Annotated in this window: 24 protein-coding genes; 14 read left to right on the top strand and 10 right to left on the bottom strand. The window is 73.0% G+C overall.

Features of this window, described 5'->3' with window-relative positions; genetic code table 11:
• Positions 1 to 205 precede the first annotated feature (205 nt).
• Genes AB0M46_RS09880 through AB0M46_RS09865 form a run of 4 tightly spaced genes read right to left on the bottom strand, consistent with a single transcriptional unit; the run spans position 206 to position 4,721 of the window.
• The gene (locus AB0M46_RS09880) at positions 206 to 1,231 is read right to left on the bottom strand and encodes an ABC transporter permease (RefSeq protein WP_363334350.1); all 1,026 of its coding nucleotides are present in this window, start codon (positions 1,229 to 1,231) and stop codon (positions 206 to 208) included.
• Positions 1,221 to 2,228 (bottom strand): sugar ABC transporter substrate-binding protein, encoded by a 1,008-nt coding sequence (locus tag AB0M46_RS09875; RefSeq protein WP_363334348.1) that lies wholly within the window; start codon positions 2,226 to 2,228, stop codon positions 1,221 to 1,223. Before AB0M46_RS09875 ends, AB0M46_RS09880 begins: the two co-directional genes overlap by 11 nt.
• Positions 2,229 to 2,265: 37 nt before the next feature.
• Positions 2,266 to 3,255: an ABC transporter permease gene (locus AB0M46_RS09870; protein ID WP_363334346.1), complete on the bottom strand. Its 990-nt coding sequence runs from the start codon at positions 3,253 to 3,255 to the stop codon at positions 2,266 to 2,268.
• Entirely contained in the window at positions 3,252 to 4,721 is a 1,470-nt protein-coding gene (locus AB0M46_RS09865) for a sugar ABC transporter ATP-binding protein (protein ID WP_363334344.1), read from the bottom strand. Before AB0M46_RS09865 ends, AB0M46_RS09870 begins: the two co-directional genes overlap by 4 nt.
• Before the next feature lie 403 nt (positions 4,722 to 5,124).
• Between AB0M46_RS09865 and AB0M46_RS09860 the strand changes: the two genes are divergently transcribed.
• Genes AB0M46_RS09860 through AB0M46_RS09835 form a run of 6 tightly spaced genes read left to right on the top strand, consistent with a single transcriptional unit; the run spans position 5,125 to position 11,658 of the window.
• Positions 5,125 to 6,654 carry an altronate dehydratase family protein gene (locus tag AB0M46_RS09860; protein WP_363334343.1) on the top strand — a complete coding sequence of 510 codons (1,530 nt, stop codon included), beginning with the start codon at positions 5,125 to 5,127 and terminating at the stop codon, positions 6,652 to 6,654.
• A gap of 37 nt (positions 6,655 to 6,691) precedes the next feature.
• A complete protein-coding gene (locus AB0M46_RS09855) occupies positions 6,692 to 7,453 on the top strand; it encodes an SDR family oxidoreductase (RefSeq protein ID WP_363334341.1) in 762 nt (253 codons plus the stop codon).
• Positions 7,450 to 8,202 carry an SDR family NAD(P)-dependent oxidoreductase gene (locus AB0M46_RS09850; protein ID WP_363334339.1) on the top strand — a complete coding sequence of 251 codons (753 nt, stop codon included), beginning with the start codon at positions 7,450 to 7,452 and terminating at the stop codon, positions 8,200 to 8,202. Before AB0M46_RS09855 ends, AB0M46_RS09850 begins: the two co-directional genes overlap by 4 nt.
• A complete protein-coding gene (locus AB0M46_RS09845) occupies positions 8,199 to 9,596 on the top strand; it encodes an FAD-linked oxidase C-terminal domain-containing protein (protein WP_363334337.1) in 1,398 nt (465 codons plus the stop codon). Before AB0M46_RS09850 ends, AB0M46_RS09845 begins: the two co-directional genes overlap by 4 nt.
• Positions 9,593 to 10,669, top strand: coding sequence for a (Fe-S)-binding protein (locus tag AB0M46_RS09840; protein ID WP_363334335.1), 1,077 nt, complete (start codon positions 9,593 to 9,595; stop codon positions 10,667 to 10,669). The genes AB0M46_RS09845 and AB0M46_RS09840 overlap by 4 nt, the downstream gene beginning before the upstream one ends.
• Positions 10,666 to 11,658, top strand: coding sequence for a LysR family transcriptional regulator (locus AB0M46_RS09835; RefSeq protein ID WP_363334333.1), 993 nt, complete (start codon positions 10,666 to 10,668; stop codon positions 11,656 to 11,658). Before AB0M46_RS09840 ends, AB0M46_RS09835 begins: the two co-directional genes overlap by 4 nt.
• Positions 11,659 to 11,680: 22 nt before the next feature.
• Here AB0M46_RS09835 and AB0M46_RS09830 read toward each other — a convergent pair whose 3' ends face one another.
• Together AB0M46_RS09830 and argS are read right to left on the bottom strand one after the other, a co-directional pair.
• A complete protein-coding gene (locus tag AB0M46_RS09830) occupies positions 11,681 to 12,919 on the bottom strand; it encodes an MFS transporter (protein ID WP_363334331.1) in 1,239 nt (412 codons plus the stop codon).
• Positions 12,920 to 12,932: 13 nt separating this feature from the next.
• On the bottom strand, positions 12,933 to 14,591 hold the full coding sequence (argS, locus tag AB0M46_RS09825) for an arginine--tRNA ligase (RefSeq protein ID WP_363334330.1): 1,659 nt from the start codon (positions 14,589 to 14,591) through the stop codon (positions 12,933 to 12,935).
• Between the two features lie 197 nt (positions 14,592 to 14,788).
• Here argS and AB0M46_RS09820 point away from each other — a divergent pair, with 197 nt between their 5' ends.
• Together AB0M46_RS09820 and AB0M46_RS09815 are read left to right on the top strand one after the other, a co-directional pair.
• The gene (locus AB0M46_RS09820; protein ID WP_363334328.1) at positions 14,789 to 17,569 is read left to right on the top strand and encodes a peroxidase family protein; all 2,781 of its coding nucleotides are present in this window, start codon (positions 14,789 to 14,791) and stop codon (positions 17,567 to 17,569) included.
• A 171-nt stretch (positions 17,570 to 17,740) separates the two neighbouring features.
• A complete protein-coding gene (locus tag AB0M46_RS09815) occupies positions 17,741 to 19,309 on the top strand; it encodes a discoidin domain-containing protein (RefSeq protein WP_363334326.1) in 1,569 nt (522 codons plus the stop codon).
• 56 nt (positions 19,310 to 19,365) lie between these two features.
• On the opposite strand, the gene AB0M46_RS09810 is transcribed toward AB0M46_RS09815, so the two are convergent.
• The 3 genes from AB0M46_RS09810 to AB0M46_RS09800 form a co-directional block, all read right to left on the bottom strand.
• The gene (locus AB0M46_RS09810; RefSeq protein WP_363334324.1) at positions 19,366 to 19,767 is read right to left on the bottom strand and encodes a transcriptional repressor; all 402 of its coding nucleotides are present in this window, start codon (positions 19,765 to 19,767) and stop codon (positions 19,366 to 19,368) included.
• A gap of 124 nt (positions 19,768 to 19,891) precedes the next feature.
• Positions 19,892 to 20,284 carry an SCO5389 family protein gene (locus AB0M46_RS09805; RefSeq protein WP_363334322.1) on the bottom strand — a complete coding sequence of 131 codons (393 nt, stop codon included), beginning with the start codon at positions 20,282 to 20,284 and terminating at the stop codon, positions 19,892 to 19,894.
• Between the two features lie 22 nt (positions 20,285 to 20,306).
• Positions 20,307 to 21,272: an ATP-binding protein gene (locus AB0M46_RS09800; protein WP_363334320.1), complete on the bottom strand. Its 966-nt coding sequence runs from the start codon at positions 21,270 to 21,272 to the stop codon at positions 20,307 to 20,309.
• Positions 21,273 to 21,506: 234 nt separating this feature from the next.
• Between AB0M46_RS09800 and AB0M46_RS09795 the strand changes: the two genes are divergently transcribed.
• From AB0M46_RS09795 to AB0M46_RS09780, 4 genes are read left to right on the top strand one after another with little or no spacing between them, the layout of a single operon-like run.
• On the top strand, positions 21,507 to 22,436 hold the full coding sequence (locus AB0M46_RS09795) for a zinc ABC transporter substrate-binding protein (protein ID WP_363334318.1): 930 nt from the start codon (positions 21,507 to 21,509) through the stop codon (positions 22,434 to 22,436).
• A 20-nt stretch (positions 22,437 to 22,456) separates the two neighbouring features.
• Complete coding sequence (locus AB0M46_RS09790; RefSeq protein ID WP_363334317.1) at positions 22,457 to 23,290, top strand: ABC transporter ATP-binding protein; 834 nt, start codon at positions 22,457 to 22,459, stop codon at positions 23,288 to 23,290.
• Positions 23,287 to 24,240 carry a metal ABC transporter permease gene (locus AB0M46_RS09785; RefSeq protein WP_363334315.1) on the top strand — a complete coding sequence of 318 codons (954 nt, stop codon included), beginning with the start codon at positions 23,287 to 23,289 and terminating at the stop codon, positions 24,238 to 24,240. Before AB0M46_RS09790 ends, AB0M46_RS09785 begins: the two co-directional genes overlap by 4 nt.
• A gap of 60 nt (positions 24,241 to 24,300) precedes the next feature.
• The gene (locus tag AB0M46_RS09780) at positions 24,301 to 24,999 is read left to right on the top strand and encodes an NADPH-dependent F420 reductase (RefSeq protein WP_363334474.1); all 699 of its coding nucleotides are present in this window, start codon (positions 24,301 to 24,303) and stop codon (positions 24,997 to 24,999) included.
• A gap of 154 nt (positions 25,000 to 25,153) precedes the next feature.
• On the opposite strand, the gene AB0M46_RS09775 is transcribed toward AB0M46_RS09780, so the two are convergent.
• Positions 25,154 to 25,570 (bottom strand): ASCH domain-containing protein, encoded by a 417-nt coding sequence (locus AB0M46_RS09775; RefSeq protein WP_363334313.1) that lies wholly within the window; start codon positions 25,568 to 25,570, stop codon positions 25,154 to 25,156.
• An 88-nt stretch (positions 25,571 to 25,658) separates the two neighbouring features.
• On the opposite strand from AB0M46_RS09775, the gene AB0M46_RS09770 reads away from it, so the two are divergent.
• Both AB0M46_RS09770 and AB0M46_RS09765 read left to right on the top strand, forming a co-directional pair.
• Entirely contained in the window at positions 25,659 to 26,105 is a 447-nt protein-coding gene (locus tag AB0M46_RS09770) for a DUF6153 family protein (RefSeq protein WP_363334311.1), read from the top strand.
• Between the two features lie 89 nt (positions 26,106 to 26,194).
• Positions 26,195 to 26,848 (top strand): DUF305 domain-containing protein, encoded by a 654-nt coding sequence (locus AB0M46_RS09765; protein ID WP_363334309.1) that lies wholly within the window; start codon positions 26,195 to 26,197, stop codon positions 26,846 to 26,848.
• Positions 26,849 to 26,920: the final 72 nt, after the last annotated feature.

Raw genomic sequence — 26,920 nt, 5'->3', positions numbered from 1 at the left:
GGCGATCAGCGGCTGCGCGCCGGGCTGAAGTTGTCGCCCAGGCGGGACCAGTACATGTACTGACGACAATTGCTTTGGCATGGTTCTTCCTTTCCGGTTCGACACCGGTAATGGGGGGTGTAAACCAGCCGGAACCGAACCTGGCCAGGTGATTCGAATGCGTCGATGGTGTCTCTCGGAACTCGTCGATCCGTATGGCGAATGCCTAGGAGTCGCCGGATCTCCGGCTCCGCCAGCGCAGCAGCCCGTCCGCGGCGGCGGCCAGGAAAATGAACGCGCCGGTGACGATCTGCTGGTCGAAACTCGCCAGCCCGAGCAGGCTCATCCCGTTGGACAGCAAGCCCAGGAACAGCACGCCGATGCCGGTGCGCACGAGGCTGCCCTGCCCGCCGGTGAGGCGGGTGCCGCCCAGCACGACGGCGCCGACGATGTTGAGCAGCAGCGGGCTGCCCATGCTCGCCCCGGCGCCGGCCAGCCCCGAGGTGAGCACCATGCCCGCGATCGCCGAGAACAGCCCGGCCACGGCGTAGACGCTCGCCCGGGTGCGGGCCACGTCGACGCCGCTGATCCGGGCGACCTCGGCGCTGGCCCCCACGTGCACGACGCGCCGGCCCCAGGCGGTGCGCGTCAGCGCGACCTGCGCGACGACGTAGAGGGCGATGGCGAGCCACACGGCGTAGGGCACCCCGGCGGGGCCGTCGATGCTGAAGCGGATGAAGCCGATGGGCACCGGCGCGATCGTGCGGCCGTGGCTGAGCAGGGTGGTGCATCCGCTCACGACGTACAGCGCGGCGAGCGTGACGGCGAACGGCACCACGTTGAGCCGCGCCACGACGACCCCGACGGCCAGGCCGATCGCGGTCCCGGCGAGCAGCCCCGCGGCGATGCCGGCGGCCAGGCTGCCGCTGCTGGTGAGGACCCAGGCGCCGGCGACGCCGCTGGCCCCGATCACGCTGCCGGTCGACAGGTCGATGCCACCGGTGAGGATCACGAACGTCGCGCCGATCGCCGCGATGGCGACGACCGCCGACTGGCTCAGCACGTTGGTCAGGTTCGACGCGGTGAGCAGGCCGTCGGTCATGACGCTGAGCACCGCGACCAGCGCGACCAGCGCCGGCAGCATCGCGAGGTCGGCGAGCCACTCCGGGCGGCGCACCGGCCGCCCGGCGGCGGGGGGAGCGGCGGAGGGCTCCGTGACGGAGCCCTCCGCGCGAGCGGGCTCAGGACGCACAGCCCCACACCTGCGAGCTGGTCGTGGCGTAGTTGGCCTGGTTGAGCGTCAGGCCCTTGGCCTGGACCGCCTTCGGCGCGACCGGCTGGCCGCCCAGTGCCGTGGTGACCGCGGCGATCGACTGCTTGCCGAACTCATCGACGGGCGTGGCGATGTCGGCGTCGAGGGTCTTGGCCTGCATGGCCTTGCAGCCGTTCTGGTCCCCGTCGATGGTCACCAGGAACACGTGCTTGGGGTCGCCGATCGGCGCGAGCCGGCCGGCCGCGGTCAGCGCCGACTGCACGGAGGGCAGCAGGAAGTCGGACGGGACGTAGATCGCGTTGATCGTGGGGTCCTTCTGCAGCGCGTTCGAGGTCCCGTCGAGCGCCTGCGCCGGGTTCCAGTCGGTGGGCACCTGGCTGACGATGGTGACGCCGGGCTGGCCCGCGAGCGCCGCGTTGAACCCGTCGCGCCGCCCGATCGCGTTCTGGTCGGTCAGCCCGCCGACCAGCTCCAGTACCTTCAGCGGCGCGGTCTTGGCCGCCGCGAGGAACTCGGCCGCGACCGCCTTGCCGTCGGCGACCGGGTCGCCGGTGATCTGGAACGTGACGTTCGCCTGGTCGGCGACCGCGCGGTCGATCGCCAGGAACGGCACGTTGCGCGCCTTGGCCAGGCTCGCCGACGCGGCGATCTGCTGGCCGTCCTGCGCGATGACGATCACCGCGGAGACCTTCTTCGTCTGGATCAGGTCCTGGATCTGCGAGGCCTGCTTCTGGGCGTCCTGGTCGGCGACGGCGAACTCCACCGAGTACCCGGCGGCGTCGGCGGCCTTCTGGATGGCCGCCTTCTCCGCCTGGCGGATGGCGTTGAGCAGGTCGAAGCTCACACCGATCGTGCGCTTCTTGCCGGAGCCCGAGCCGTTTGCGGCGTCCGAGCCCCCGGTCGAGCTGCAGGCGGTGAGCGTCAGCGACGCCGCGGCGAGCGCGGCCAGTACACGGGCGACAGCGAACCGTTGCACGACAACTCCATTCGATTGCTGCATCTGGGGGTGTGGGTCACGCCGGCGTCGCGCGGCCGGTCAGCCGCGCCGCCTGCGCAAGATTTCGCCACCGCGCCGCGGCGGCCAGGACCGCGGCGAGCAGCACGCCGCCGCGGACGATGTCGAAGACGTACGGCGAGGCGCCGGAGAAGACCAGGCCGGTCTGGACCGTGGTGAGCACCAGGGCGCCCAGGACGGTGCCGCCGATGCTGCCCCGCCCGCCGAGCAGGGTCGTCCCGCCCAGCACGACCGCCGTGATGACCGTCAGCTCGTAGCCCTGGCCGATGGACGGCTGCACGGCCCCGAGGCGGGCGGTCTGGGTGAGCGAGGCGACCGCGGCCAGCAGGCCGGCCGCCACGTAGGCCCCGACGAGCACCCCGCGCACCGGCAGGCCGGCGTTGCGCGCTGCGTCGGGGCTGGAGCCGACCGCCTGCACGTAGCGGCCGAAGGTGGTGCGGCGGAAGACGAACGCGCCGGCGAGCGCCACCGCCGCCGCGAGCAGGACCGGCGCGGGCACGCCGAGCAGGGCGGCGGTACCGATGCCGCGCAGCTTCGCGGGCAGGTCGATGTTCTGCTGGCCGGTGACGTGGCCGCCCGCGCCGCGGAACATCTGCATCGTCGCGAGGGTGACGATGAGCGCCGGCACCCGGGTGAAGGCGACCGCGAGCCCGTTGAGCAGGCCCATGAGGACGCCCGCCAGGCACACGACGGCGAAGACCGCGGCGGTGGGCAGGCCGGCGACCGCCCGGGCGGACTCGATCGCCGCGGCCAGGAACAGCATCGACCCGACGGACAGGTCGATCCCGGCTGTCATGATCACGTAGGCCATGCCGACGGCGGCGATGACGAGCGGGCTCGCCTGCACGGCGATGTTGCGGAGGTTGGCGACGGCGGCGAACTCGTGGTAAGCGGCCGAGAGGCCCAGCAGCAGGACCAGCAGCACCGGCAGCAGCGGCTCGCGCCGCACGGCCGCGCGCAGCCGTGTGGCGACGGCCGGCGGGTTCACGCGGCGCCGCCGGTGGCGAGCCGGATCACGGCCTCCTGCGTGGCGTGCGCGCGGTCGAGAATGCCGGTGAGGCGGCCGTCGTGCATGACCCCGACCCGGTGGCTGAGCCCGAGGACCTCCTCCATCTCCGAGCTGATGAGCAGGATCGACGTGCCCTCCCGGGCGAGGTCGGCGAGCAGCCGGTAGATCTCGGCCTTGGCGCCCACATCGATGCCGCGCGTCGGCTCGTCGAGGATGATCAGGCGCGGGCGGCCGGCCAGCCACTTGCCGATGACCACCTTCTGCTGGTTGCCCCCGCTCAGCGACCCGCCGGCGGCGCCCAGGCCGCCGCGGGCGACCAGGCGCACCCGGCGGGCCAGCTCCTCGGTCAGGCGCCGCTCGCGGCCGTCGTCGAGCCAGCCGGTGCGCCGGGACCGGCAGACCGCGTCGAGCTCCACAATGGACAGGCTCTCCCGGATCGGCCGGTCCAGGAACAGCCCCTCATGCCGCCGGTCCTCGGTGACGAACGCCATGCCGGCCGCGATGCACGCGCGCACGCTGCCGCGGCGCAGCCGCCGCCCGCCGACCTCGACCCGGCCGATGCCGCCGGCCAGCCCGAAGATCGCCCGGGCGACCTCGGTGCGCCCGGAGCCCATCAGCCCGGCCAGCCCGAAGATCTCCCCCTCGGCGATGTCGAACGAGACGCCCGCGACCCGGGCGCCGTCGCCCAGGTCGCGCACGGTCAGCGTCGTGGCCTCCCGCGGCGGCGCCAGCGGCGGGTGGCCCTGGGCGAGCTCCCGGCCCACCATCAGCGACTCCAGCGCGGCCCGGTCGAGCTCGGCGGTCGGCCGGTCCGCCACGACGCGCCCGTCGCGCATGACCACGATCCGCTGCGTGAGCCGGGCGATCTCCTCGAGGTAGTGCGAGATGTAGAGCACGGCGACGCCGTCGGCGCGCAGCTGCTCCACGATCCCCATGACCAGCTCGCGCTCGGCGAGGTTGAGCGACGCGGTCGGCTCGTCGAACACGACCGCGCGCGGCTGCGCGGCGAGCGCCTTGGCGATCTCCACCAGCTGGCGCTGCCCGGCCGACAGGTCGCGCACGAGCGCCTCGGGACCGAAGCCGGCCCCGACCCGCTGCAGCACGGGGGCGGCCGCCCGGCGCAGCTGTCCGGGGCGGACCGTGGCGCGGCCGGGCGAGCGGAGCCGGTCGATGAGGATGTTCTCGGCCACGGTGAGGTCCGGGAACAGGCTCGTCTCCTGGTGCACGGTGGCCACGCCGGAGTGCTTGGCGCCGCCGACGCCGTGGACGGCGGGCGCCCCGGCGTAGCTCACGTGGCCGGCGTCGGGGCGCAGGGCCCCGCCGATGATGTTCTTGATGGTGGACTTGCCGGCGCCGTTCTCCCCGACCAGCCCGACGACCTCGCCGCCGGAGACGGTGAACGACACGCCGTCCACGGCGGCGATCCCGCCAAACGACTTCGACACGCTGCCGACCGCGATCGCCGGATGCGCCACGGTCAGCTCGCCGTCATGATCGACACGGACATCACAGCCTCCAGTGCGCGTCGGGGCCGCCGTCCGGGCCCGAGGTGCAGCCGACGTTACGCCCGGCGATCATGCCGGTGAAGCGCATGTTTCGGGCCGCGCCGATCCGAAATTCGGATCGGCCGATCGCGTCCCCGCGACTATTCGAGATACGGATCGTGGCGTTTCGTTAGTCACGCTTCGCCGGTACGTCGCGGCCACCTATGGTCGGTGCCATGACACACCCGCTTCGCGGCACCGAATTCGGGCCCGGTCGATTTCCCGGCGAGTTTCCGGGCGAGCAGGAAAGCAACTCCCTCGGGATCGAGGCGGCCGCATTCCACGGCGCCCGGCGGGCGTTTTCATGACGACAACCGCACCGTCCGGCGCCGTGGAGCCGCTGGTGCCGATGGCGGGGGTGGACGACGTCGGGCTGGTCGTCGCCGACGTCGCCCGCGGCACGCCGGTGCGCACCTCGGCCGGCGTGCTCGCCGCGGCCGACGACATCCCCGCCGGGCACAAGGTCGCCGTCCGGGCCGTCGCCGCGGGCGCGCCGGTGCGCAAGTACGGCGAGGTGATCGGCACGGCCCGGCGGGACATCGCGCCGGGTGCCCACGTCCACCTGCACAACCTCGGCGTCGGCCCGCACACCGCGGGGGGCGCCGCCTTCCGGGCGCCGGCCGCGTGGAGCCCGCCGGCCGCGCCGACGCGCGAGCACTTCCTGGGCTACCGCCGCGCCGACGGCCGGGCGGCGACGCGCAACTACGTCGCCGTGCTGCCGACCGTCAACTGCTCGGCGACGGTCGCCCGGATGGTCGCCCAGGCCGCCAACGCCCGGTATGCGGGCGCGCCCGGGCTCGACGGCGTCATCGCGCTGACCCACGACCTGGGCTGCGGCATGGCCGAGGGCACCGCCGGCGACGACATCCTGCGACGCACCCTGCGCGGGTACGCCGAGCACGCGAACATCGCCGCGGTGCTGACGATCAGCCTGGGCTGCGAGGTCAACCAGCCCGAGCACGTCTTCGGCGGGCAGGCCCCGGCCGCGACGCTCGGCATCCAGGAGCTCGGCGGGACGGTGTCGACCGTCAACGCCGCGCTGGAGCGGGTCGCGGAGATGGTCGCCGGGCTCGCGGCGCTGCGCCGCGAGCCCATCGACGTCGCCGAGCTGGTGCTGGGGCTGCAGTGCGGCGGCAGCGACGCCTACTCGGGCCTGACCGCCAACCCGACCCTCGGCGTGGCGGCCGACCTGCTCGTCGCGGCCGGCGGCCGGGTCATCCTCGGCGAGACCCCGGAGATCTACGGCGCCGAGCACCTGCTGCGCGACCGGGCCGCCACGCCCGGGGTCGCCCGGCGCATCGACGAACTGATCGCGTGGTGGCAGGACTACACGGCCCGCAACGGCGCGGCGATGGACAGCAATCCGTCCGCGGGCAACAAGGCCGGCGGCATCACGACGATCTGGGAGAAGTCGCTCGGCGCGGTCCTCAAGGGCGGCACCAGCCCCCTCAACGACGTCGTGGGCTACGCCGAGCCGGTCACCACCGCCGGGCTGACCTTCATGGACACCCCCGGCTACGACCCGGTGTCGGCGACCGGCATGGTGGCCGGCGGGGCGAACCTGCTGGCGTTCACCACCGGCCGGGGCTCGGTGTTCGGGTCCCGCCCCACCCCGTGCTTCAAGATCAGTACGACCTCCCGGCTGTACGAGCGCATGCGCGGCGACATGGACTTCGACGCCGGCCCCGCGATGTCGCGCGACGAGCAGATCCACCATGGCGTGCGCATGTTCGAGGCCCTGGTGGACATGGCGTCCGGCACGCCGAGCAAGTCCGAGACCCTCGGCTTCGGCACCGAGGAGATCGTTCCGTGGCGGCTGGGCGCCGTCGTCTGAGCGCCGAACCGTTCTGTACCGCACGAGAGGTCACACGATGAGATTCAGCGACAAGGTCGCCGTGGTCACCGGCGCCGACTCCGGCATCGGCCGGGCCACCGCCACGCGGCTGCTGGCCGAGGGGGCCACCGTCTACGCCGCCGACGTGCGGCACACCGACCCGTGGCCCGACACCGGCGACGGGCGGCTGCGCCGGCTCGACCTCGACGTCGCCGACGCGGGCGCCCCCGAGCGGCTGGCGGCCCGGCTGCGCGAGGAGGCCGGGCGCGTCGACGTGCTGTGCAACGTCGCCGGCATCCTGCACATCGCCCCGTTCCTGGAGGTCGGCCGGGCCGACTGGGACCGGGTGCTCGCGGTGAACCTGACCGGCGTCTTCTTCCTGAGCCAGGCCGCCGCCCGCATCATGGTCGAGCAGGCGGTCGCGGGGCGCATCGTGAACGTCTCGTCGGTGCACGCCGTGGTGTCCGAGCCGAACGCGGCGCCGTACACGGCGACCAAGGGCGGGCTGGAGGCGATGACCCGCACGATGGCCTCCGAGCTCGCGCCGCACGGCATCACCGTGAACTGCGTGCGCCCCGGCGCCACCCGCACCCGGATGAGCGAGCCCATCTACACCCCGCAGATCGTCCGGTCGCTGCACGCGAAGATCCCGCTGGGGAAGATCGCGCCGCCGGAGTGGGTCGCCGCGGCCATCTGCTACCTCGCCTCCGACGAGGCGTGCTACACCACCGGCGCCTGCCTCGACGTCGACGGCGGGTACGCCATGGACGGCTCGCTGCCCGGGACGGCGTACGCATGAGCGCGGTCGCCATGGTGACCGGCGCCGCGTCCGGCATCGGCCGGGCCACCGCCGAGTGGATGGCCCGCGACGGCTACGAGGTCGCCCTGATCGACCTCGACGAAGCCGGCCTGGCCGCGACCCGCGCCGGTATCGAGCGCCTCGGCGGCAAGGCGCACGAGTTCGCGCTGGACCTGTGCGACCCGCTCGCGGTCGGCTCGGTCGCCCGGGAGATCGCGGTGACCATCGGCGCCCCGCAGGTGCTGGTGAACGTGGCCGGCATCGGCGTGGCCGCGACCGTGCTGGAGACCAGCGACGAGGACTGGAGCAGGGTGCTGGCGGTGAACCTCACCGGCCCGTTCCTCACCACCCGGGCGACGCTGCCGCTGATGCTCGACCGCGGCAGCGGCGTGATCGTCAACATCGCCTCGGTCGGCGGCCTGGTCGGGCTCGCGCGCCGGGCCGCGTACTGCGCCTCGAAGGCCGGCCTCATCGGGCTCACCAAGGCCATCGCGGTGGACCACGCCGGGGACGGCATCCGCTGCGTGGCGATCTGCCCCGGCACGGTGGAGACCGAGTGGATCGGCAAGATCGTCGCGGGCGCACCCGACCCGGCGGCCACCCGCGCGGCGATGGCGGCGCGGCAGCTCGACGGCCGGATGGGCACGCCCGACGAGATCGCCGCGATGGTGTCCTTCGTCGCCGGCCCGCACGGCCGCTTCATCAACGGCGCGGCCCTCGTCCTCGACGGCGGGATGACCGCGGCATGACGGCCGCGGCCGGCACCGACGCCCCGGCGATCGCCGCCGACCTCGGCCGCATCGTCGGGGCGGCGAACGTGGAGGTACGCCCCGCGGCCCTCGTGCCCTACCGGACCGACGCCACGTTCGGCTTCACCGGCACGCCACAGGCCGTCGTGCGCCCCGGGACCGTCGAGGAGGTGGCGCGGGTCCTGGCCTGGGCCAACGGGCGCGGGGTCCCCGTCGTGCCGCGCGGCGCGGGCACCAGCCTCGCCGCCGGCGCGGTGCCGATCCGCGGTGGCATCGTGCTCGCCCTGACCCGGATGAACCGCATCGTGTCGATCGACCCGGTCGACCTGACCGCCGTCGTGCAGCCCGGCGTCACGACCCAGGACCTGGCCCGCGCCGCGGCCGGGCACGGCCTGCACTACCCGCCCGACCCCGGCAGCCAGCGGGTGTCCACGCTCGGCGGCAACGTCGCCACCAACGCCGGCGGCCTGCACGGGCTCAAGTACGGCAACACCGGCGGCTACGTCCTGGGCGTGCAGGCCGTCCTCGCCGACGGCGAGGTCATCCGCGCCGGGGGCCGGCTGCTCAAGGACGTCGCCGGCTACGATCTCGTCCGGCTGCTCACCGGCTCGGAGGGCACCCTGGCGGTGCTCACCGAGCTGACGCTGGCCCTGCGCCCGGCCCCGGCGGCCAGCAGCACCGGCCTCGCGTACTTCGCCGGCCTGGAGGCGGCCAGCGACGCGGTGCGCGGCGTCATCGGTGCCGGCATCCTCCCGGCGACGCTGGAGTTCCTCGACGCCACGTGCATCCGGTCCGTGGAGGCCTACGCGCACCTCGGCCTGGACACGACGGCCGGGGCGATGCTGCTGTTCGGCGACGACGGCAGCGACGCCGAGGTGCGCCGGACGGTACCGGCGATGGCCGCGGTGATGCGCGAGCACGCCGCGTCCTCGGTGCAGGTCGCCACCGCCGCGGCCGAGTCGGACGCGCTGCTCGCGGCGCGCCGCTGCGCGCTGCCGGCGCTGTCCCGCCTCGGCGGGGCGACCATGCTCGAGGACGTCGGCGTGCCGCGCTCGCGCCTGCCCGAGCTGGTCCGGCGCATCGACGCGATCGCCGGGCGGCACGGGGTCACCATGGCGACCTTCGGCCACGCCGGCGACGGCAACGCCCACCCGGTTGGCTGCTTCGACCCCGCCGACGCCGGGCAGCGCGCCCGGGTCGCGGCCGCGTTCGACGACGTCTTCGCCGCCGCGGTCGAGCTGGGCGGCACCATCACCGGCGAGCACGGCGTCGGCGCGGCGAAGCTGCCGTACCTGCAGTCCCAGCTCGGCGGCGCGCAGACCGCCCTGCTGAGCAGGATCAAGCACGCCTTCGACCCGGCCGGCATCCTCAACCCCGGGAAGCTCGGCTCATGACGGCCGGCCGCATCTTCGACCCGGCCGACCTCGGCACCTGCATCGCCTGCGGGTTCTGCCTGCCCGCCTGCCCCACCTACCGGCTCACCGGCGACGAGGCGTCCTCGCCGCGCGGGCGCATCGCCCTGATGCGCGCCATCGACGACGGCACGGTCGACGTCTTCGACGCCGCCGCCCGCGAGCAGGGCTCGTTCTGCCTCGGCTGCCGCGCCTGCGAGCCCGCGTGCCCCGCCGGCGTGCCCTACGGCCGGCTCCTCGAACAGCTCCGCGACGCGCAGTGGAGCGGCCGGCGCCGCCCGCTGCGGGTCCGGCCGCTGCTCGCGTTCGCCAAGCGCCGCCGGCTCATCCGGCTCGCCGGGCGGCTGCGCCGGCCCGCGCGGCGGACCGCGCCGCAGGCATCGCCGCCCGGCGCCGACACACTGATGCTCGGCTGCTTCGAGCGGGTCCTGTACCCCGCCGTGAGCCGCGCCGCCGCGAGCACCCTGCCCGGCGTGCGGGTCGCGCCCGACCAGGGCTGCTGCGGCGCGCTGCACGCCCACAACGGCGACCTGGCCCGCGGCGAGCGGCTCGCGGCCGAGCTCGCCGACCGGCCCGGGCGGATCGTGTCCACTGCCGGCGGCTGCGCCGCCCACCTCGCCGCGCTCGTGGGCCGCGACCGGGTCGTCGACTACGCCGAGGCGCTGCTGGAACGCGGCCCGGTGCCCGGCCCGGTCCTCGTCGGCGGCCGACCGGCCCGCATCGGCCTGCAGGACTCCTGCCACCTCAGCAACGGGCTCGGCGTGCGGGCCGCGCCCCGGGCGGTGCTCGGCCGGCTCGGCGACTACGTCGAGATCCCCGGCGCCGGCGACTGCTGCGGCGCCGCCGGGACGTACGCCGTGCTGCGCCCCCGCGACAGCCGGCGAGTCCTCGCCGCGAAGCTGGCCGCGCTGGCCGAGCTGGATCTAGACTTCCTGGTCGTGGTGAACCCGGGATGCCAGCGCCAGCTGATCACCGCGGTCCGGCGCGCCGGGCTGCGCACCCGGGTGCTGCACCTGGCCGAGCTCGTCGCCGCGGCGCGGGACGCCCACCGGTGAGCGCCCCCGAGGAGCCCGACGACCTCGACGTGGCCGCGTTCACCCCGCGCGACCCCCGCGATGCCATGTCCCTGCAGACCGCCTGGCTGCGCAGCTTCCTCGCCGTCGCCGACAAGGGCGGCTTCGGCGCCGCCACGCTCGCGCTGCACCTGTCGCAGTCGCGGGTCAGCGCCCACATCGCCGCGCTGGAGCACGCCCTCGGCGTGACGCTGTTCGACCGCAAGGCCCGGCCGATCTGCACCACCGCGGCGGGTGAGCTGTTCCGCGGTCACGCCATGACGGCCCTGCTGGAGCTGCAGCGCGGCATCGAGGCGGTCCGCAGCACGCTGGACAACGTGGTCGCCCAGGTGACCGTCGGCAGCTACCCGAGCGTCAGCTCCACCTACCTGCCGGCGGTGCTGCAGCAGCTGCACGACGAGCACCCCGGCGTCACCGTCGAACTGCACGAGGGGACCGCGGCCACGCTGGAGGAGATGGTCGCGAACGGCACCGTCGACCTGGCGTTCCGGCCGCTGCTGCCGAAGATGCGCGAGACCACGCTGTGTCACCGCACGATCTGGCACGAGGACATCGTCGTGGTCATGCGCGAGCACGACCCCCTGGCCGGGCGGGACCGGGTCAGCATCGCGGACCTGCTGGACCGGCCGCTGATCGGCAACCCGGCCGGCACCGAGGAGGAGGGCGGCGGGTTCGACCTGCGCAACACGCTCGGCGAGGCCGCCGGGCGGGCCAGCATCGCCTACCTGACCGACCAGCCGGCGACCCTCGTCGCGCTGGTGCGCGCCGCGTTCGGCATCGGCGTCATCAACCGCCTCGCGCTGCAGACGACCAGCATCGAGGGGCTCACCATCCGTACCATCGACTCCCCGTCCGCGCACCGCGACGTCGCGCTGTTCTGGATGCGCCGGCGGGCGGACAGCGCCTGCGTCAAGGCGTTCCTCGACGCCCAGGCGCGGGCGCCGCTGCCGCCCGGCGTGCTGCCGATCTGACCGCACGCGCTCGGCAGGTGCGTCACGCAGCAGTGTCCTGGGCCGGGAAGTCGCGCAGCGTGCGGGCCTCGGTGGCGAGCAGGGGCAGGGGCGCGACGACGTAGAGGACGGCGAGTGCCCACATGGCGGACCGGATGCCGAGCGCCGAGGCGAGGAGGCCGGCGGTTGCCGCACCGAACGGGACGGTGCCGAACACGAAGATCCGCGATGCCGCGGTGACCCGGCCGAGCAGGCGCGCGGGAACGAAGTGGCCGCGGAACGTCATGGTCATCACGTTGGACATCGCGGCTCCGGCCAGCGCGATGCAGGAGCCCGCCGCGAACAGCGTCAGGCGCCAGCCGTGGCCGCCGAGCGGCAGCAACAGCACGAACGGGGCGGCCGCGACGTTCGCCACCAGGTAGGTGCGGGCGCTACCGAAGCGCCGGGACGCCCGCGAGGCAAGCGCGGCGCCGAGGATGGCGCCGAGGCTGCCCACGCCGATCACCAGGCCCGCGGTTCCCGGCGCGGCGCCTTCGGCACGTACCAGAAAGACCACACGCAGTGCGGTGATGCCCAGCATCGCGAAGTTGGTCACCGCCGCCACCACCAACATGGCCTGCAGCAGGCGTCCGCGCATGATGAAACCGATGCCCTCGGCGATCTGGCGCAGCATGCCCGGGCGATCGCCTGCGCCAGGGTGCGGCTCCGGCTCGGAGCGCAGGCCGAGCAGACAGGCCGCGGACACCAGGAAGGTGACGGCGTCGATGAGGATGCCGCTGACCGCGCCGGCCGCCTGGGCCAGCAGCCCGCCGAGGCCCGGTCCGGCGACCAGGGCGAGCGATGCGCTGGTCTGCAGCCTGGCGTTGCCTTCCATGAGGTCTTCCGCGCGGACGAGATGGGGCAGGAACGCGTTGAACGCCACGTTGGCGAAGACACCGGCGGTCCCGGCGAGCAGCGCGGCCGCCAGCAGCATGGTCATGCTCAGCGCGTTGGTCCAGGCCGCGACCGGGATGGTGACGAGCACCGCCGCGGACGCGATGTCGGCGATCAGCAGTGTGCGCCGGCGCGGCCACCGGTCGACCCAGACCCCGACCGGCAGCCCGATCAGCAGCCAGGGCAGCCAGGTGGCGGCCGTGAGCAGGGCGACCATGGCCGGACCGGCCTGCAGGGCCGAGATGGCCACCAGCGGGAGCGCCACCGTCGTCATCGCGGAGCCGACCGCGCTGGTGGACTGCCCGATCCACAGCAGTGCGAAGTTCCGCGTCCGCAGCAGCCCGCCCACAGGTCTGCGCGGCCTACATACGCTCCGGGGCGGACACCCCGAGCAGCCCAAGGCCGTTGACGAACACGATGCGGGCCGCTTCGGCCAGCCAGAGCCGGGCCCGCGTGAGGTCGTCCGCGGCCTCACCCTCGCGGGGCAGGATCCGGCAGGCGTCATAGAATTTGTGGTACGTCGACGCGAGCTCCTCGAGGTACCGCGCGACGCGATGCGGCTCGCGCAGTTCGGCCGCGAGCTTGACGATCTCCGGATACTGGCCCAGGCAACGCAGCAGATCCCGCTCCCGCGGGTCGGTCAGCAGGCTCGCGTCGTAGTCGTCGCCACGCGTGACGGCCATCGCTTCGGCGTTGCGCAGCAGGCTCGCGATCCGGGCGTGCGCGTATTGCACGTAGAAGATCGGGTTGTCGGCGGACCTGCGCGTCCACAGGTCCGGATCGAGGTCGATGGGGGAGTCGATCGAATACCGGGCCAGCGCGTATCGCGCCGCGTCGACGCCGAGCAGGTCGATGATCTCGCGCAGCGTCACGAGCGCGCCGGCGCGCTTCGACAGCCGGACCCGCGTGTCGTTCCTGGTCAGGTTGACCAGCTGGCCGATGAGCACCTCGATGTTGGTGTCGGGGTCGTCGCCGAAGCAGGCAGCCATGGCGCGCAGCCGGCCGACGTAGCCGTGGTGGTCCGCACCGAGGATCATCACGACGCGGTCGAAGCCACGGCGCCGCTTGTCCAGGTAATAGGCGCAGTCACCGGCGAAGTACCCCCACTGGCCGTTCGACTTGACGATCACCCGGTCCTTGTCGTCGCCGAACGTCGTGGTGCGCACCCAGGTGGCACCCTCGGCTTCGTAGACGTGGCCCGCCTCGGCCAGCCGCGCCAGCGCGGCGTCGAGGTCGCCGTGGGTGTGCAGGGTCCGCTCGTTGAAGTACACATCGAAGCTCACGCCGAACTCCGTGAGCGTTTCCTTCACGTCGGCGAACATCAGCCGGACGCCCTCGACCCGGAAGACCTCCTGGGCCTGGTCGCGCGGCAGCTGCAGGACATCGGGCCGCTCGCCGACGACCGCGGCCGCGATCTCGCCGATGTAGTCGCCGGCGTATCCGTCCTCGGCAACGGGCTCCCGCTTCGCCGTGGCGAGCAACGACTTCGCGAACCGGTCGATCTGCGCGCCGGCGTCGTTGAAGTAGTACTCCGTCGTCACGTCCGCGCCGGTGGCACGCAAGAGCCGGGCCAGGGCGTCACCGACCGCGGCCCATCTGACGCCGCCGATATGGATGGGGCCCGTCGGGTTCGCCGAGACGTATTCGAGGTTGATCCGCCCGCCGGCCAGCGCCGTGCTGGTGCCGTAGCTCGCCCCCTGCGAGACCACGGTTCGCGCGGTCTGCGCGATGGCCGTCGTGTCCAGCCGTACATTGAGAAATCCGGGCCCTGCGACATCCACGCCGGCGACGCCGGGCGTGCCGCGGAGCCGTTGCGAGACCGCCTGCGCCAGCTGCCGGGGTGCGACGCCGGCCGGCCTCGCCAGCTGCATGGCGATGGCCGAAGCGTAGTCGCCGTGCTCCGGGCTCTTCGGGCGCTCGACGGCCGCGGTGGCGGGCAGCAGCCGCGGGTCGAGGCCCAGGTCGGTGAGTGCCGCGCGAGCGGCGTCGAGCACGGCCGCGGCGAGCTGGTCCGGTGTCACACCGACACCCTAGGCCCAAGACCGCGGGCGCACCGCTGAATATCCGCCGGGCGACAAAGACCGAGGAATTCGCAAGCGTGAATGGTGGGGCTTGACGCCGAGGCCGTCCACCCCTGACCCTGTGGAGTCAGGAGAGCGCTTTCTGCTCAGGTTCGCGCGGACCGCCGCGCGAGACACCACCCCGAGCAGGGAGAGTCATGCATTCTGTCCTCCGGCCGGTGCGCCGCCGGCCCCGCCGCCTCGCCACCCTCGTCACCACCGTCGCGCTCGTCGCCGGCACGCTCGTCGCCGGCTGGGCGGGCCCCGCCCGCGCCGCCGGGGTCCTGCTGTCGCAGGGCCGGCCCGCCGTCGCCTCGTCAACCGAGAACGCCGGCACGCCCGCGTCCGCCGCCGTCGACGGCGACTCCGGCACCCGCTGGTCCAGCGCGTTCAGCGACCCGCAGTGGCTGCGCGTCGACCTCGGCGCGCCGGCCGCGCTCAGCCAGGTCGTCCTCGCCTGGCAGAACGCCTACGCCACCGCCTTCGAGATCCAGGTCTCCGACGACGCGACCACCTGGACGTCGGTGTACTCCACCACCACCGGCGCCGGCGGCACCCAGACGCTCACCGTCGCCGGCACCGGGCGGTACGTGCGCCTGTACGGCACCGCGCGGCACACGCAGTACGGGTACTCCCTGTGGGAACTCAAGGTCTACGGCTCGTTCGTGCGCACCGCCTGCGCCGCCGCCGACGCCGCGCGGGGGCGCCCCGCGACCGCGTCGTCGACCGAGAACACGACGACCCCGGCCGCGGCCGCCTTCGACGGCAACCCGGCCACCCGCTGGTCGAGCGCGTTCAGCGATCCACAGTGGGTCCAGGTCGACCTCGGCGCCCCGCAGCGGCTGTGCCGGATCGTGCTGAACTGGCAGAACTCCTACGCCTCCGCCTTCAAGATCCAGGTCAGTGCCAGCGGTACCGGCGGCTGGACCGACGTCTACAGCACCACCGCGGGCGCGGGCGGGCTGCAGACCCTCACCGTCGCCGGGACCGGGCGCTACGTGCGCCTCTACGGCACCGCGCGGCACACGCAGTACGGCTATTCGCTGTTCGACTTCGAGGTGCACGCCGCCGCCGACGCGCCGATCCTCGGCACCTGGGAGGCGGAGAGCCTCGACGGCTCCGGCAACAACCCGGGCGCGGCCGAGCGCGGCCGGGCCGGCACCGTGTACCGCCGGGTCGCCGCGCCCCGCTACGCCGACGGGCGCGGCCAGATGGTCGCCGGCCCCAACCCGCGCGTGGTGTCCAACCGCATCTTCAACGACATCAACATCAACGTGTTCTCCGAGCGCGGGGTCACCCAGTGGGGCAACGTGTGGGGCCAGTTCATCGACCACACCATCGGCCTGCGCGAAGACGGCGGCGGCGCCGCCGCCGACATCGCCTTCGACGCCACCGACCCGCTCGAGTCGTTCCACAACGACCTCGGCGTCGTGCCGTTCACCCGGACCCCGGCCGCGCCCGGCACCGGCGCGACCAACCCGCGCCAGCAGGTGAACACCGTCAGCTCGTACATCGACGCGTGGGCCGTCTACGGCGGCACCGACGCGCGGCTGGACTGGCTGCGCGACGGCTCGCAGGACGGCGACCCGGCGAACAACAACGCCACCCTGCTGCTGCCCGGCGGCTACCTGCCCCGCGCCGACAGCCGGGGCAACGCCGCCGCCGCGCCCGCCATGCAGCTCGACGGGCGGCTGCTCGGCACGCCCGCGCACGCGGTCGTGGCCGGGGACGTGCGGGCCAACGAGAACATCGCCCTGACCGCCGTCCAGACGCTCTTCGCCCGCGAGCACAACCGGATCGTGTCGCTGCTGCCCGCGTCGCTGTCGCAGCAGGACCGCTTCCAGATCGCCCGGGCGGTCGTCATCGCGGAGCAGCAGTACATCACCTACAACGAGTTCCTGCCCGCCATGGGCGTGGTGCTGCCGGCGTACCGCGGGTACGACACCGGCGTCGACGCGTCGGTGTCCAACGAGTTCGCGACCGTCGGCTACCGGGCGCACAGCCAGATCCACGGCGAGATCGAGGTCGAGGGCGACGCCGTGCGCTACAGCACCGCGACCCTCGACGCGCTGCGGGCCCAGGGCGCCGAAGTGAGCGTGGCGGACGGCGAGGCCGACGTCGCCATCCCGCTGAACGTGGCCTTCTTCAACCCGGATCTGGTACCGCTGCTGCAGCTCGGCCCGCTGCTGGAGGCGATCGGCAGCGAGTCGGAGTACCGCAACGACGAGCTCATCGACAACCAGCTGCGCAGCGTCCTGTTCCAGGTGCCGGTCGGCGGCAACCCCGGCTGCCTCGACGGCCCCACACTGCCGCAGTGCTTCCACGGCGTGCTCGACCTCGGCGCCATCGACCTGCAGCGCGGCCGCGACCACGGCATGCCCACCTACAACCAGCTGCGCGCCGCGTACGGGCTGCCGCCGCGCACCTCGTTCACCGCCGTCACCGGCGAGGCCACCGACGCGTTCCCGGCCGACCCGCAGCTGACCCCCGGCCACGAGATCGACGACCCGAACTGCCTCGACATCGTGGCCCTGTACGACATCGCCGGCAACCCGACCACCGTGGCCGCCGACAACGCCACCCGGGTCGTGCGCCGCACCACCCTCGCCGCCCGGCTCAAGGCCATCTACGGCAGCGTCGACAACCTCGACGCGTTCACCGGGATGCTCGCCGAGGCCCACACGCCCGGGTCCGAGCTCGGCGAGCTGCAGCGGGCGATCTGGACGGAGCAGTTCGCCGCGCTGCGCGACGGCGACCGCTTCTTCTACGCCAACGACCCGCTGCTGGCGTACGTCCGCGACCACTACGGCATCGACTACCGCCGGACCCTGGGCCAGCTCATCGCGCTGGACACCGACATCCCGGCGGCCGAGCTGCCGGCCGCCGTGTTCCGGCTGCCCGGCGCGCCGGAGATCGCTTTGGCAACGATTGGCAAGTGACTATTGATCGACGGAGCGTGATGGTAGCGTCCGTCAACAGCAGAGCGCTCTCCCCGCTCTATCACACCCGTCGAACCCCTACCGCCTGGGGCTTTCCACGGCCAGTGCCCTCCGAACGCCGCGCCGTCGGCGTCGATCCGCCGTGCCCGCCCACTACCCAATGGAGTCGGCATGAACGAACCCCGCATCACTGCCGCCCGGCGCGCCGCCCGCGCCGGCGCGGTCCTGCTGGTCCTGTCCGCGCTCGGCCTGGCCGCCACCCCGGCCCGGGCCGCCGACGTGCCCGCCGCGCCCGAGGATCTCGAGCTGCACGCGGGCGCGGACTCGTCGATCACCATCGAGTGGCCCGCGGTGCCGGGCGCCACGAGCTACCGCATCTATCGCGGCACCGCCTCCGGCGCCGAGGGCGCCACCCCGATCGCCACCATCACCGACACGGAGTACACCGACTCCGGCCTCAGCCCCACGCCGATCTACTTCTACCAGGTCACCGCGGTCAACGCGGCCGGGGAGTCGGCCCGCTCCGCCGAGGACGCGTCGAAGACCCCGCCGCCCATCGGCACCGGTGGCAACGTGCCCGGCGTGGCGTCGGGCAACTCGCTCGTCTTCTACTGCAAGGACGCCCTGCTCGGCGGCTTCGACTGGTTCCAGACCCTGACCGGCTGGTTCCCGCAGGTGCTCGGCTCCTCCGGCGCCGCCTCGCCGGGCGGGCGGGTCGTCGACATGGCCTACTCCGCCGAGGGCACCATGACGTTCAACAACGTCGTGGTACCGGCCACCGGCCTCTACACGCTGGACTGGCGCTACGCCTTCCAGGGCGGGCTGTTCCCGGGCGTCAACAACCGGCAGATGGGCCTGCGGGTCAACGGCACGGTCATCACGACGACGCAGAGCTTCCCGATCACCGGGAGCTTCGAGGTGTACCAGGACTCGGCCCTGCAGGTCCAGCTGCACGCAGGGGTCAACTCGGTGCAGCAGTTCGCCGTATCCGACCACGGACTGTCCAGAGTGGACGAGCTGATCGTCACGCCGGCGAGCGCCTCGTCGCCGAGCGGCCCGACGAACCTGCGCGCCACCCCGGGCAACGCCTCGGCCACGCTGACGTGGACCGCCAGCACCTCCGGCGCGCCGACGTCGTACCGCGTCTACCGCGGCACGAAGTCCGACGGCGAGGCGACCACCCCGGTCGGCACCGTCGCCGGGGGCGTCACCACGTTCACCGACACCGGCCTGCAGAACGGCAAGCAGTACTTCTACTTCGTCGACGCGGTCAACGCCACCGGCGGCTCCCCGAACTCCAACGAGGTCACGGCCACCCCGGCGGCCGGCGGCGGGGGCGGCGGGGGAGGGGGCGGCGGCTCGCTCTCCCAGGGCCACCCGGCCACCGCCTCGTCGGTGGAGAACGCGGGCCTGTCCGCGGCCAACGCCGTCGACGGCAGCGCCACCACCCGCTGGTCCAGCGCCTTCGCCGACCCGCAGTGGCTGCAGGTCGACCTCGGCGCCGTGCACCAGGTCAACCGGGTGGTGCTGAACTGGGAGGCGGCCTACGCCAAGGCCTTCCAGATCCAGACGTCGGCCGACGGCGTTGCCTGGAGCACCGTCTACAGCACCACCACCGGCGCCGGCGGCGCGCAGGACCTGACCGTCGCCGGCTCGGGGCGCTACGTGCGCGTGTACGGCACGCAGCGCGCGACGCAGTACGGCTACTCGCTGTACGAGTTCCAGGTGTACGGCACCTGATCGTCGCTGCGGGGGCGTCCTCAGGCGGGGGCGCCCCCGGCCCGTCCGCGCCGCGGTCAGCGGCTGCAGCGGGAGCAGGTGCCGAAGATCTCCAGGGTGTGCCCGATATCGGTAAAGCCGTGTTCGGCCGCGATGCGTTCGGTCCAGCGTTCCACGGCCGGGCCGCGGACCTCGACGGTGGCGTTGCAGGAACGGCAGACGAGGTGATGGTGGTGGCTGGCGCCGCACCGGCGGTACAGCTGCTCGCCGCCCGGCAGCCGGGTCGCGTCGACCTCACCGGCGTCCTGCAGCAGCTGCAGCGTCCGGTACACCGTGGTCAGGCCGACCTGCGCCCCGCGCTGACGCAGCAACGCGTGCAGCTGCTGCGGCGTGCGGAAGTCCGTGATCTCGTCCAGGAGCGCGAGGACCTCGAAGCGTTGCCGGGTGTTGCGGGCCGCGCCGCCGATCATGTCATTCATGGCCACCCCAGCATATGTCGCGATGCGGGGCTCAGTGTAGGCGGCGCGGCGGTGCCAGGAACTCACGGCCGAGGCGATCCGCGGCGCCGGTCCGGTGCCGACCGGCCCGGCGCCGCGGCGTGGTTCAGCAGTCCCGCAGTTGCGGCGACTGGTTGAGCAGCTGGCCACGCGGCGACACGAACGCGCGATAACGCTCGCCGCCCACGGCCGGCGGCACGAACGCCGCGACCCGGTGGCAGTTCTGGAACGCGAGCGTCACACCGAAGTGCCGCTCCAGACCGCCCCGGATGGCGTCGCTGGCCAGCGCCCGCAGCAACTGGCCCCGCTCGGCCTCGCTCGGCGGCGGCACGCTGTGGTCGGCGAACTCGCCGCCCCCGGTGCGCAGATCGGCGACGACACCGCTGATAACCATCCAGGCGTACGGCAGCGAGTCGCGCACGCAGGCGACGAACTCGGCGTCGTCGACCGGGCCGGCCTCGGCGCGCTCCAGCAGGGCGGTGGGGACGTCCAGGGACATGTGCTCCTCCTCGGTGCGATGTTCAGCGCGCGGCGGCGGTCGCCGGCGCCAGGGTGAAGCCCGGGGCGATCTGGGCGGTCAGGTCGGCGCCGGTGCGGTCGTTGCCCCAGGCCAGCGCGTTGCGGACGTGGAACTGCTCGGCCTGCTCGGCGTAGCGTGCCCAGTCCTTGACGGACGCGTCGAGCGCCGCCTTGAGATCGGCGAGGGCGCGGGCGTTGGCCGGCTCGAGCTCGTCGATCGGCAGGTGCCGGCCGCGCTCAGCGGCCTTGACGAAGCCGGAGCGGCCGAACCAGCACAGCAGGTCGTCGCCGGCCTCGGCCCGCAGGAAGGCCACGTCCTCGGCGTCGTCCACCTTGTTGCCGACCACGACGATGCGCACGCCGTGGTCGCGGGCATAGCCGGCGTACTGCCGATACACCCCGACGCTGCGCACCGTCGGCTCGCACACGAGGAACGTGCAGTCGAACCGGGTGAACAGCCCGGACGCGAACGAGTCGGCGCCCGCGGTCATGTCGATGACGGCATACTCGCCGGGCCCGTCGGCCATGTGGTTGAGCAGCAGCTCCACCGCCCCGACCTTCGAGTGGTAACAGGCCACCCCGAGATCGTCGGCGGCGAAGGGCCCGGTGACGGCGAGGCGCACCCCGCGGATCGGGCGCACGAGCCGCTCGTACAGCGGATTCGGCTCGGCCACGCGCACGATCCGCGAGCCCGGCCCGGGCGGCGTGGTCTTCAGCATCGCCGCGGCCGACGGGATCCGCGGGTTGTCGCCGCGCAGGTACTCCTTGATCTCCTCCACGTGATCCCCGAGCGCGGGCAGCAACGCCGCCTCGTCCGGGCCGGCACCGAGCGCGACGGCCAGGTGCTGGTTGATATCGGCATCGAAGGCCAGCACGCGCGGGGCGTCCTGGACCGCGAGGAAACGACAGAACAGTGCGGCGAGGGTGGTCTTGCCACTGCCACCCTTGCCGACAAACGCGGCTTTCATGCCTTGTTGGTATCGGTTTCCATTTCCAGAGTCAAGCGGAACCGCCGAACGGCAACCGACCGTGCGGTGGCGACTTTTGCATGCAGCTATGCGCCTGTGGCAATGCGATGGAGCGTCTTGCGCGGCGGCGAGCGGGAGTGCGACCGCCGGCTTGCTCGCGGCGGTGACGTGACCTAAGGTCCTCCTGAAAACGAATTTCATTATGGATTACTGACGAAGGGTAGGTATACCGTCGTGGTACGTCGAGGTGTGGGGTGGCGGGCGGCCGGCGCGCTGTCGCTGGCGATGGTGCTGGCGGCGTGTGGTTCGTCCTCGCCGGAGCGGCCCGCCGCGGCACCGGCCAGCCCGGCCGGCGGGGCGACGGTGTCGGTCGTCGCGTCGACCAATGTCTACGGCGACATCGTCAAGCAGATCGCCGGGGACAGAGCCGCAATCACGTCGATCATCAGCAGCCCTGACGCCGACCCGCACTCGTATGAGGCGAACACCCGTACCCAGCTGGAGCTGTCGAAGGCCAAGGTGGTCATTGAGAACGGGGGCGGCTACGACGACTTCGTCGACACCATGCTGAAGGCGTCCGGCGGCGCCCCGAAGGTGCTCAACGTCGTCGACATCTCGGGCCGGACCGCCACGGGCGGCAAGGAGCTCAACGAGCACGTCTGGTACGACTTCCCGACCGTGCAGAAGCTCGCCGACCAGCTGGCGGCCGCGCTGGCCGAGGCCGACCCGGCGGGCGCGGCGACCTTCGCGGCCAACGCCACCGCGTTCCAGCAGAAGGTCCAGCAGCTGCAGGCCAGGGAAGCGGCGATCAAGGCCGCCCACACCGGCGTGGGGGTGGCCGTCACCGAGCCGGTGCCGCTGTACATGCTGGAGGCGTGCGGGCTGGTGAACAAGACGCCGGGCGAGTTCAGCGAGGCGATCGAGGAAGGCACCGACGTACCGGCGAACGTGTTGCACAAGACGCTCGATCTCTTTGCGCACAAGGAGGTCGCGTTGCTGGCCTACAACGAGCAGACCAAGGGTCCGCAGACGCAGAAGGTGCTCAACGCGGCCAAGGCGGCCAACGTCGCAGTCGTGCCGGTGACCGAGACCCTGCCCGACGGTAAGGACTATCTGTCGTGGATGAACAGCAACCTGACGGCGATCGAGACCGCGCTGCGATGAGTACCCGTACCACACCGGCAGTGACCGGCGCCGCGCGCGCCAGTGCCCCGGCACTGGCGTTGCGCGACGCGTCGCTGGGCTACGGCCGGCGCCGCCTGTGGCAGGGACTGAACCTGCGGGTCGAGCCCGGCGAGTTCGTGGCGGTACTCGGCGCGAACGGCTCCGGCAAGACCAGCCTGCTGCGCGCCGTGCTGGGCCTGCAGCGGCTCGACAGCGGCACGCTCCTGGTCGCCGGGCACCCGCCCCGGCAGCGCCGCGACGACGTCGGATACGTGCCGCAGCAGCGCCACATCGATCCGCTGGTCCCGCTGCGCGTCCGCGACGTCGTCGGCCAAGGACTCGACGGCCACCGGTGGGGCACCGGCTGGCCGGGGCCCGGTCGCCGGAGGCGGATCGACGCGGTCCTGGCCGCGGTGGGCGCGAGCAGGTTCGCGGACATGCCGATCGGACTGCTCTCCGGCGGCGAGCAGCAGCGCGTCCGGATCGCGCAGGCCCTCGTCGCCGACCCGAAGCTGTTGCTCTGCGACGAGCCCCTGCTCTCGCTCGACATGCGCAGCCAGCGCACCGTCACCGCCCTCGTGGACAGCCGTCGCCGGACCAGCAGCACCGCGGTGGTCTTCGTCACCCACGAGATCAACCCGGTGCTGCCGTACGTCGACCGGGTCCTCTACCTGGCCGGCGGCCAGTTCCGGGTCGGCTCCGTCGACCAGGTGCTCAACTCCGCCACACTGAGCGAGCTGTACGGCATGCCCATCGACGTGATCCACACCGGAGGACGGATCGTGGTCGCCGGCCTCCCCGAAGCCGCGTCGGACGCCCATCATGCCCCGGCGCATGCCACGAGTGCCGCATGAGCGCCACGCAACTCGCGCGGGCTGCGGGCACCCCCGATATCTGGCACCAGATCTTCAACTTCGCCGACTACCCGCAACTGCTGGCGCTCGTGCACAACTCACTCATCGCCGGTGCGATCCTCGGCGTGGTCGGCGGACTGATCAGCACCTTCGTCATGAAGCGCGACCTGCCGTTCGCCGCGCACGGCATCAGCGAGCTGTCGTTCGCCGGCGCGTCGGGCGCGCTGCTGCTGGGCGTGAACGTCGTGGCGGGCTCCCTGTTCGGCTCGGTCCTGGCCGCCGTGGTCATCGGCGCGCTGGGCAACCGGGCCCGGGACCGCAACTCGATCATCGGCGTGCTGATGCCCTTCGGTCTCGGACTCGGGGTGCTGTTCCTCGCGCTCTACAAGGGCCGGGCGGCGAACAAGTTCGGGCTGCTGACCGGGCAGATCGTGGCGGTCGACACGCCGCAGCTGTCGTGGCTGGTGGTGACGTCGGCGATCGTGCTGCTCGGCCTGGCGCTGATCTGGCGCCCGTTGAGCTTCGCCAGCACCGACCCCGAACTCGCGGCCGGCCGGGGTGTACCGGTCGCCGCGCTGTCAACGGTGTTCATGCTGCTGCTCGGCCTCACCGTGGCGATGTCGGTACAGGTCGTCGGCGCGCTGCTGGTGCTCAGCATCGTGTGCACCCCGGCGGCCGCGGCCATGCGCGTCACCGCCTCGCCCGTGCTGGTCACCCTGCTCAGCGTCGTCTTCGCGGTCGGCTCGATGGTGGGCGGCATCCTGCTCGCCCTCGGTAGCAGCATCCCGATCAGCCCGTACGTCACCACCATCTCCTTCGCCATCTATCTCATCTGCCGGCTCGTCGGCGCCTACCGCAGCAGGCGCGGCTGGGCGAGCATGTCGGTCGAAGCCGACCCGGGTCCGGACCCGGCAGTACCGCCGCAGCCGATCGCTGGCATCGGCCACTAAGTACCCGGCCGGTCGGTGTGTCATCCGTCACGGTGTGCCGCCGGCCGGAATCGGGTGAAGATCGCCGAGGTTCGCCCTGCCATGACGACGATCGGACTCATCGGCAGCGGCAACATCGGCAGCACCGTGGCGCGGCTTGCGGTCGCCGCCGGTCACGACGTGGTGCTGAGCAACTCGCGTGGCCCGCAGACCCTCCAGGACCTGGTGTCCGAGCTGGGGCCGCAGGCGCGCGCCGCGACCCCCGCGGAGGCGGCTGCGGCCGGCGACATCGTGGTGGTGACCGTGCCGCTGCGGGCCTACCGGGACGTCCCGGCGGAGCCCCTCGCCGGCAAGGTGGTCATCGACACCAACAACTACTACCCGGAGCGCGACGGCGTCTTCGACGAGCTGGAGGACGGCTCCAGCACCACCGGTGAGCTGCTGCAGCAGCACCTCTCGGAAGCCCGCGTGGTGAAGGGATTCAACAACATCTGGTCCGAGCACCTGCGGTCCCTGGCGCGCCCGGCGGGCAGCGCGGACCGGTCGGCGCTGCCGATCGCCGGTGACGACGCGGCCGCCAAGCAGGCGGTCACCGAGCTGCTCGACAGCCTCGGCTTCGACGCCGTGGACGCCGGCCCGCTCGCCGAGAACTGGCGCGCCCAGCGGGACACCCCGGTCTACGGGATCCCTTACGGCACGATCGGGGTACTTCCCGGTACACCGGCGAGCGCGCAGGTCGTACGCGAGGCGCTCGCCGCGGCGAAGCCCACCACGGCCTGAAACCTTCCGCCGGCGCAGGCCCGCCGCCGAGGGGCGTCGGCGGCGGGCCCAGCGCCCCTGAACGCTCCGCTGCATCTCCTCGACCTGGCATCCGGGCCATTGGCCGGCGCCGGGTGTCCTGCCGCGCGGTCAGCGCGATGGGTCCGTGCAGCGGTCAGAGCGCCGCGACCAGGCGGAACCGCTGCAGTACGACGGGCGTGTTGTCGTGCACCGTGAAGTCCGGGATGCCCAACCAACTCCGGTAGTCCGCCCCGTGCCAGAACCTCTCGTGCCCGGCTCGCCAGTCCGCGACCGAGTCGTCCCCTTCACCTTCGTCGCGGGCGTGCTCGACGTCGACATCACCCAGCCGGCTGATCCGGACCTCGGTCACCTCGATGACCGCGACCCGGCGGCCGGCGGAGTCGACCACCGCCGCCCGGGCACCCACGACCGGTAACGCCTCGTCTTCGATCTCATAGTCCTGGAGCAGGGCGGTGGTGGACGTCTTCGTCCCGTCGAGCACAGCGGCGACCAGCGTGTCGCGCAGCGGACCAGGGAAGGCAAACTCGAACGCGGGCAGGTCGGCGGCCATCAGGCCAGGTTAGCCGGGTATCGTTTGCCGGGCGATCCGGACGCGGCCCGCATGCGGCCAGCGATCGCCGGCCGGTACCGTGAACGGCATGGCGCAGGTGGGCAACGGCACGGTCGGGCGAGCCGCCCGGCTCGTCCTGCTGCTCGCCACCCTCCTCGGCCTGGCCGCCATGCACACGCTCGGCCATGCCGGCCCGCACATGATCGGCGATCACCGGCACGCGCCGGCGGCCGAGCACTCCACCGTCATGCCGATCGCTGCCGTCATCGGCGCCGTCACGGGCTGCGACGGCGACGACTGCGGTCGGCTGCTGGCCACGGCCGGGCACGAACGCGGCGGCATGGGCGACTGGGCCGTCTGCCTGGCGATCCTGGTGGCGTTCGCCATCGTCGTCCTGGCCGCGATGCTGTTCACCCGCCGCCGCGCCAGCCTCACGACGGCCCGCGGCCGGCGCGCCCGGTGCGCGGCTCCCCGCGCTCCGCCGCCCCGCCTGGTCGGCCTCACGCTCGCCACGGTGTCGGTCCTGCGCACATAGGACGCCCGCACGACACCGGCCCTGCGCCGGTGTCCGTGCCGCAGCGTTTCGTGCAGGTCCCGTTTCGACACCGGAAGGTTCACCACATCATGCAGCGCACTGCCGTGCGCCGTGCCGTCATGGCCGGCGCCGCCCTTGCCACAGCCCTGCTCCTCGCCGCCTGCGGCGGTGGGCACGATCAGACGCCGGGCATGCACCCGGCCGCCACCACCCCGGCCGGCGGTGGCACGTCGAGCGCCGCCGCGTTCAACAACGCCGACGTGATGTTCGCCCAGATGATGATCCCGCACCACCAGCAGGCCGTGCAGATGGCCGCGCTCGCCGACACCCGCGCCGCCGACCCCGAGGTCAAGACCCTCGCCGGCCAGATCAAGGCCGCCCAGGACCCGGAGATCCAGACCATGCAGGGCTGGCTGACCGCCTGGGGTAAGCCCGCCCCGGCGATGAGCGACGGCATGGGCGGCATGGATCACGGCGCCATGCCGGGCATGTCCGGACCGTCGGCCATGCCGGGCATGATGTCCGACGCCGACATGGCCAGACTCAGGGCGGCCAGCGGCAAGGACTTCGACAAGCAGTTCTGCACCATGATGATCGCCCACCACCAGGGCGCCATCACCATGGCCAACCAGGAACTGGCCAACGGCACCAACGCCGACGCGAAAGCCCTCGCGCAGCAGATCATCACCGCGCAGCAGGCCGAGATCGCCACGATGCAGAAGATCGTCGCCCGGCTGTCGTGACCGCCGCGGGTGCCCCGTCGCGCGCGTCGTGGCGGGGCACCCGCGCCTCGCCTCGCCCTGCTACGAGCAGTG

The organism is Dactylosporangium sp. NPDC051485, from assembly GCF_040682015.1.
GTDB lineage: Bacteria > Actinomycetota > Actinomycetes > Mycobacteriales > Micromonosporaceae > Dactylosporangium.
The sequence above is the reverse complement of the archived record's forward strand: the minus strand, read 5'-3'. Positions and strand labels throughout refer to the sequence as shown.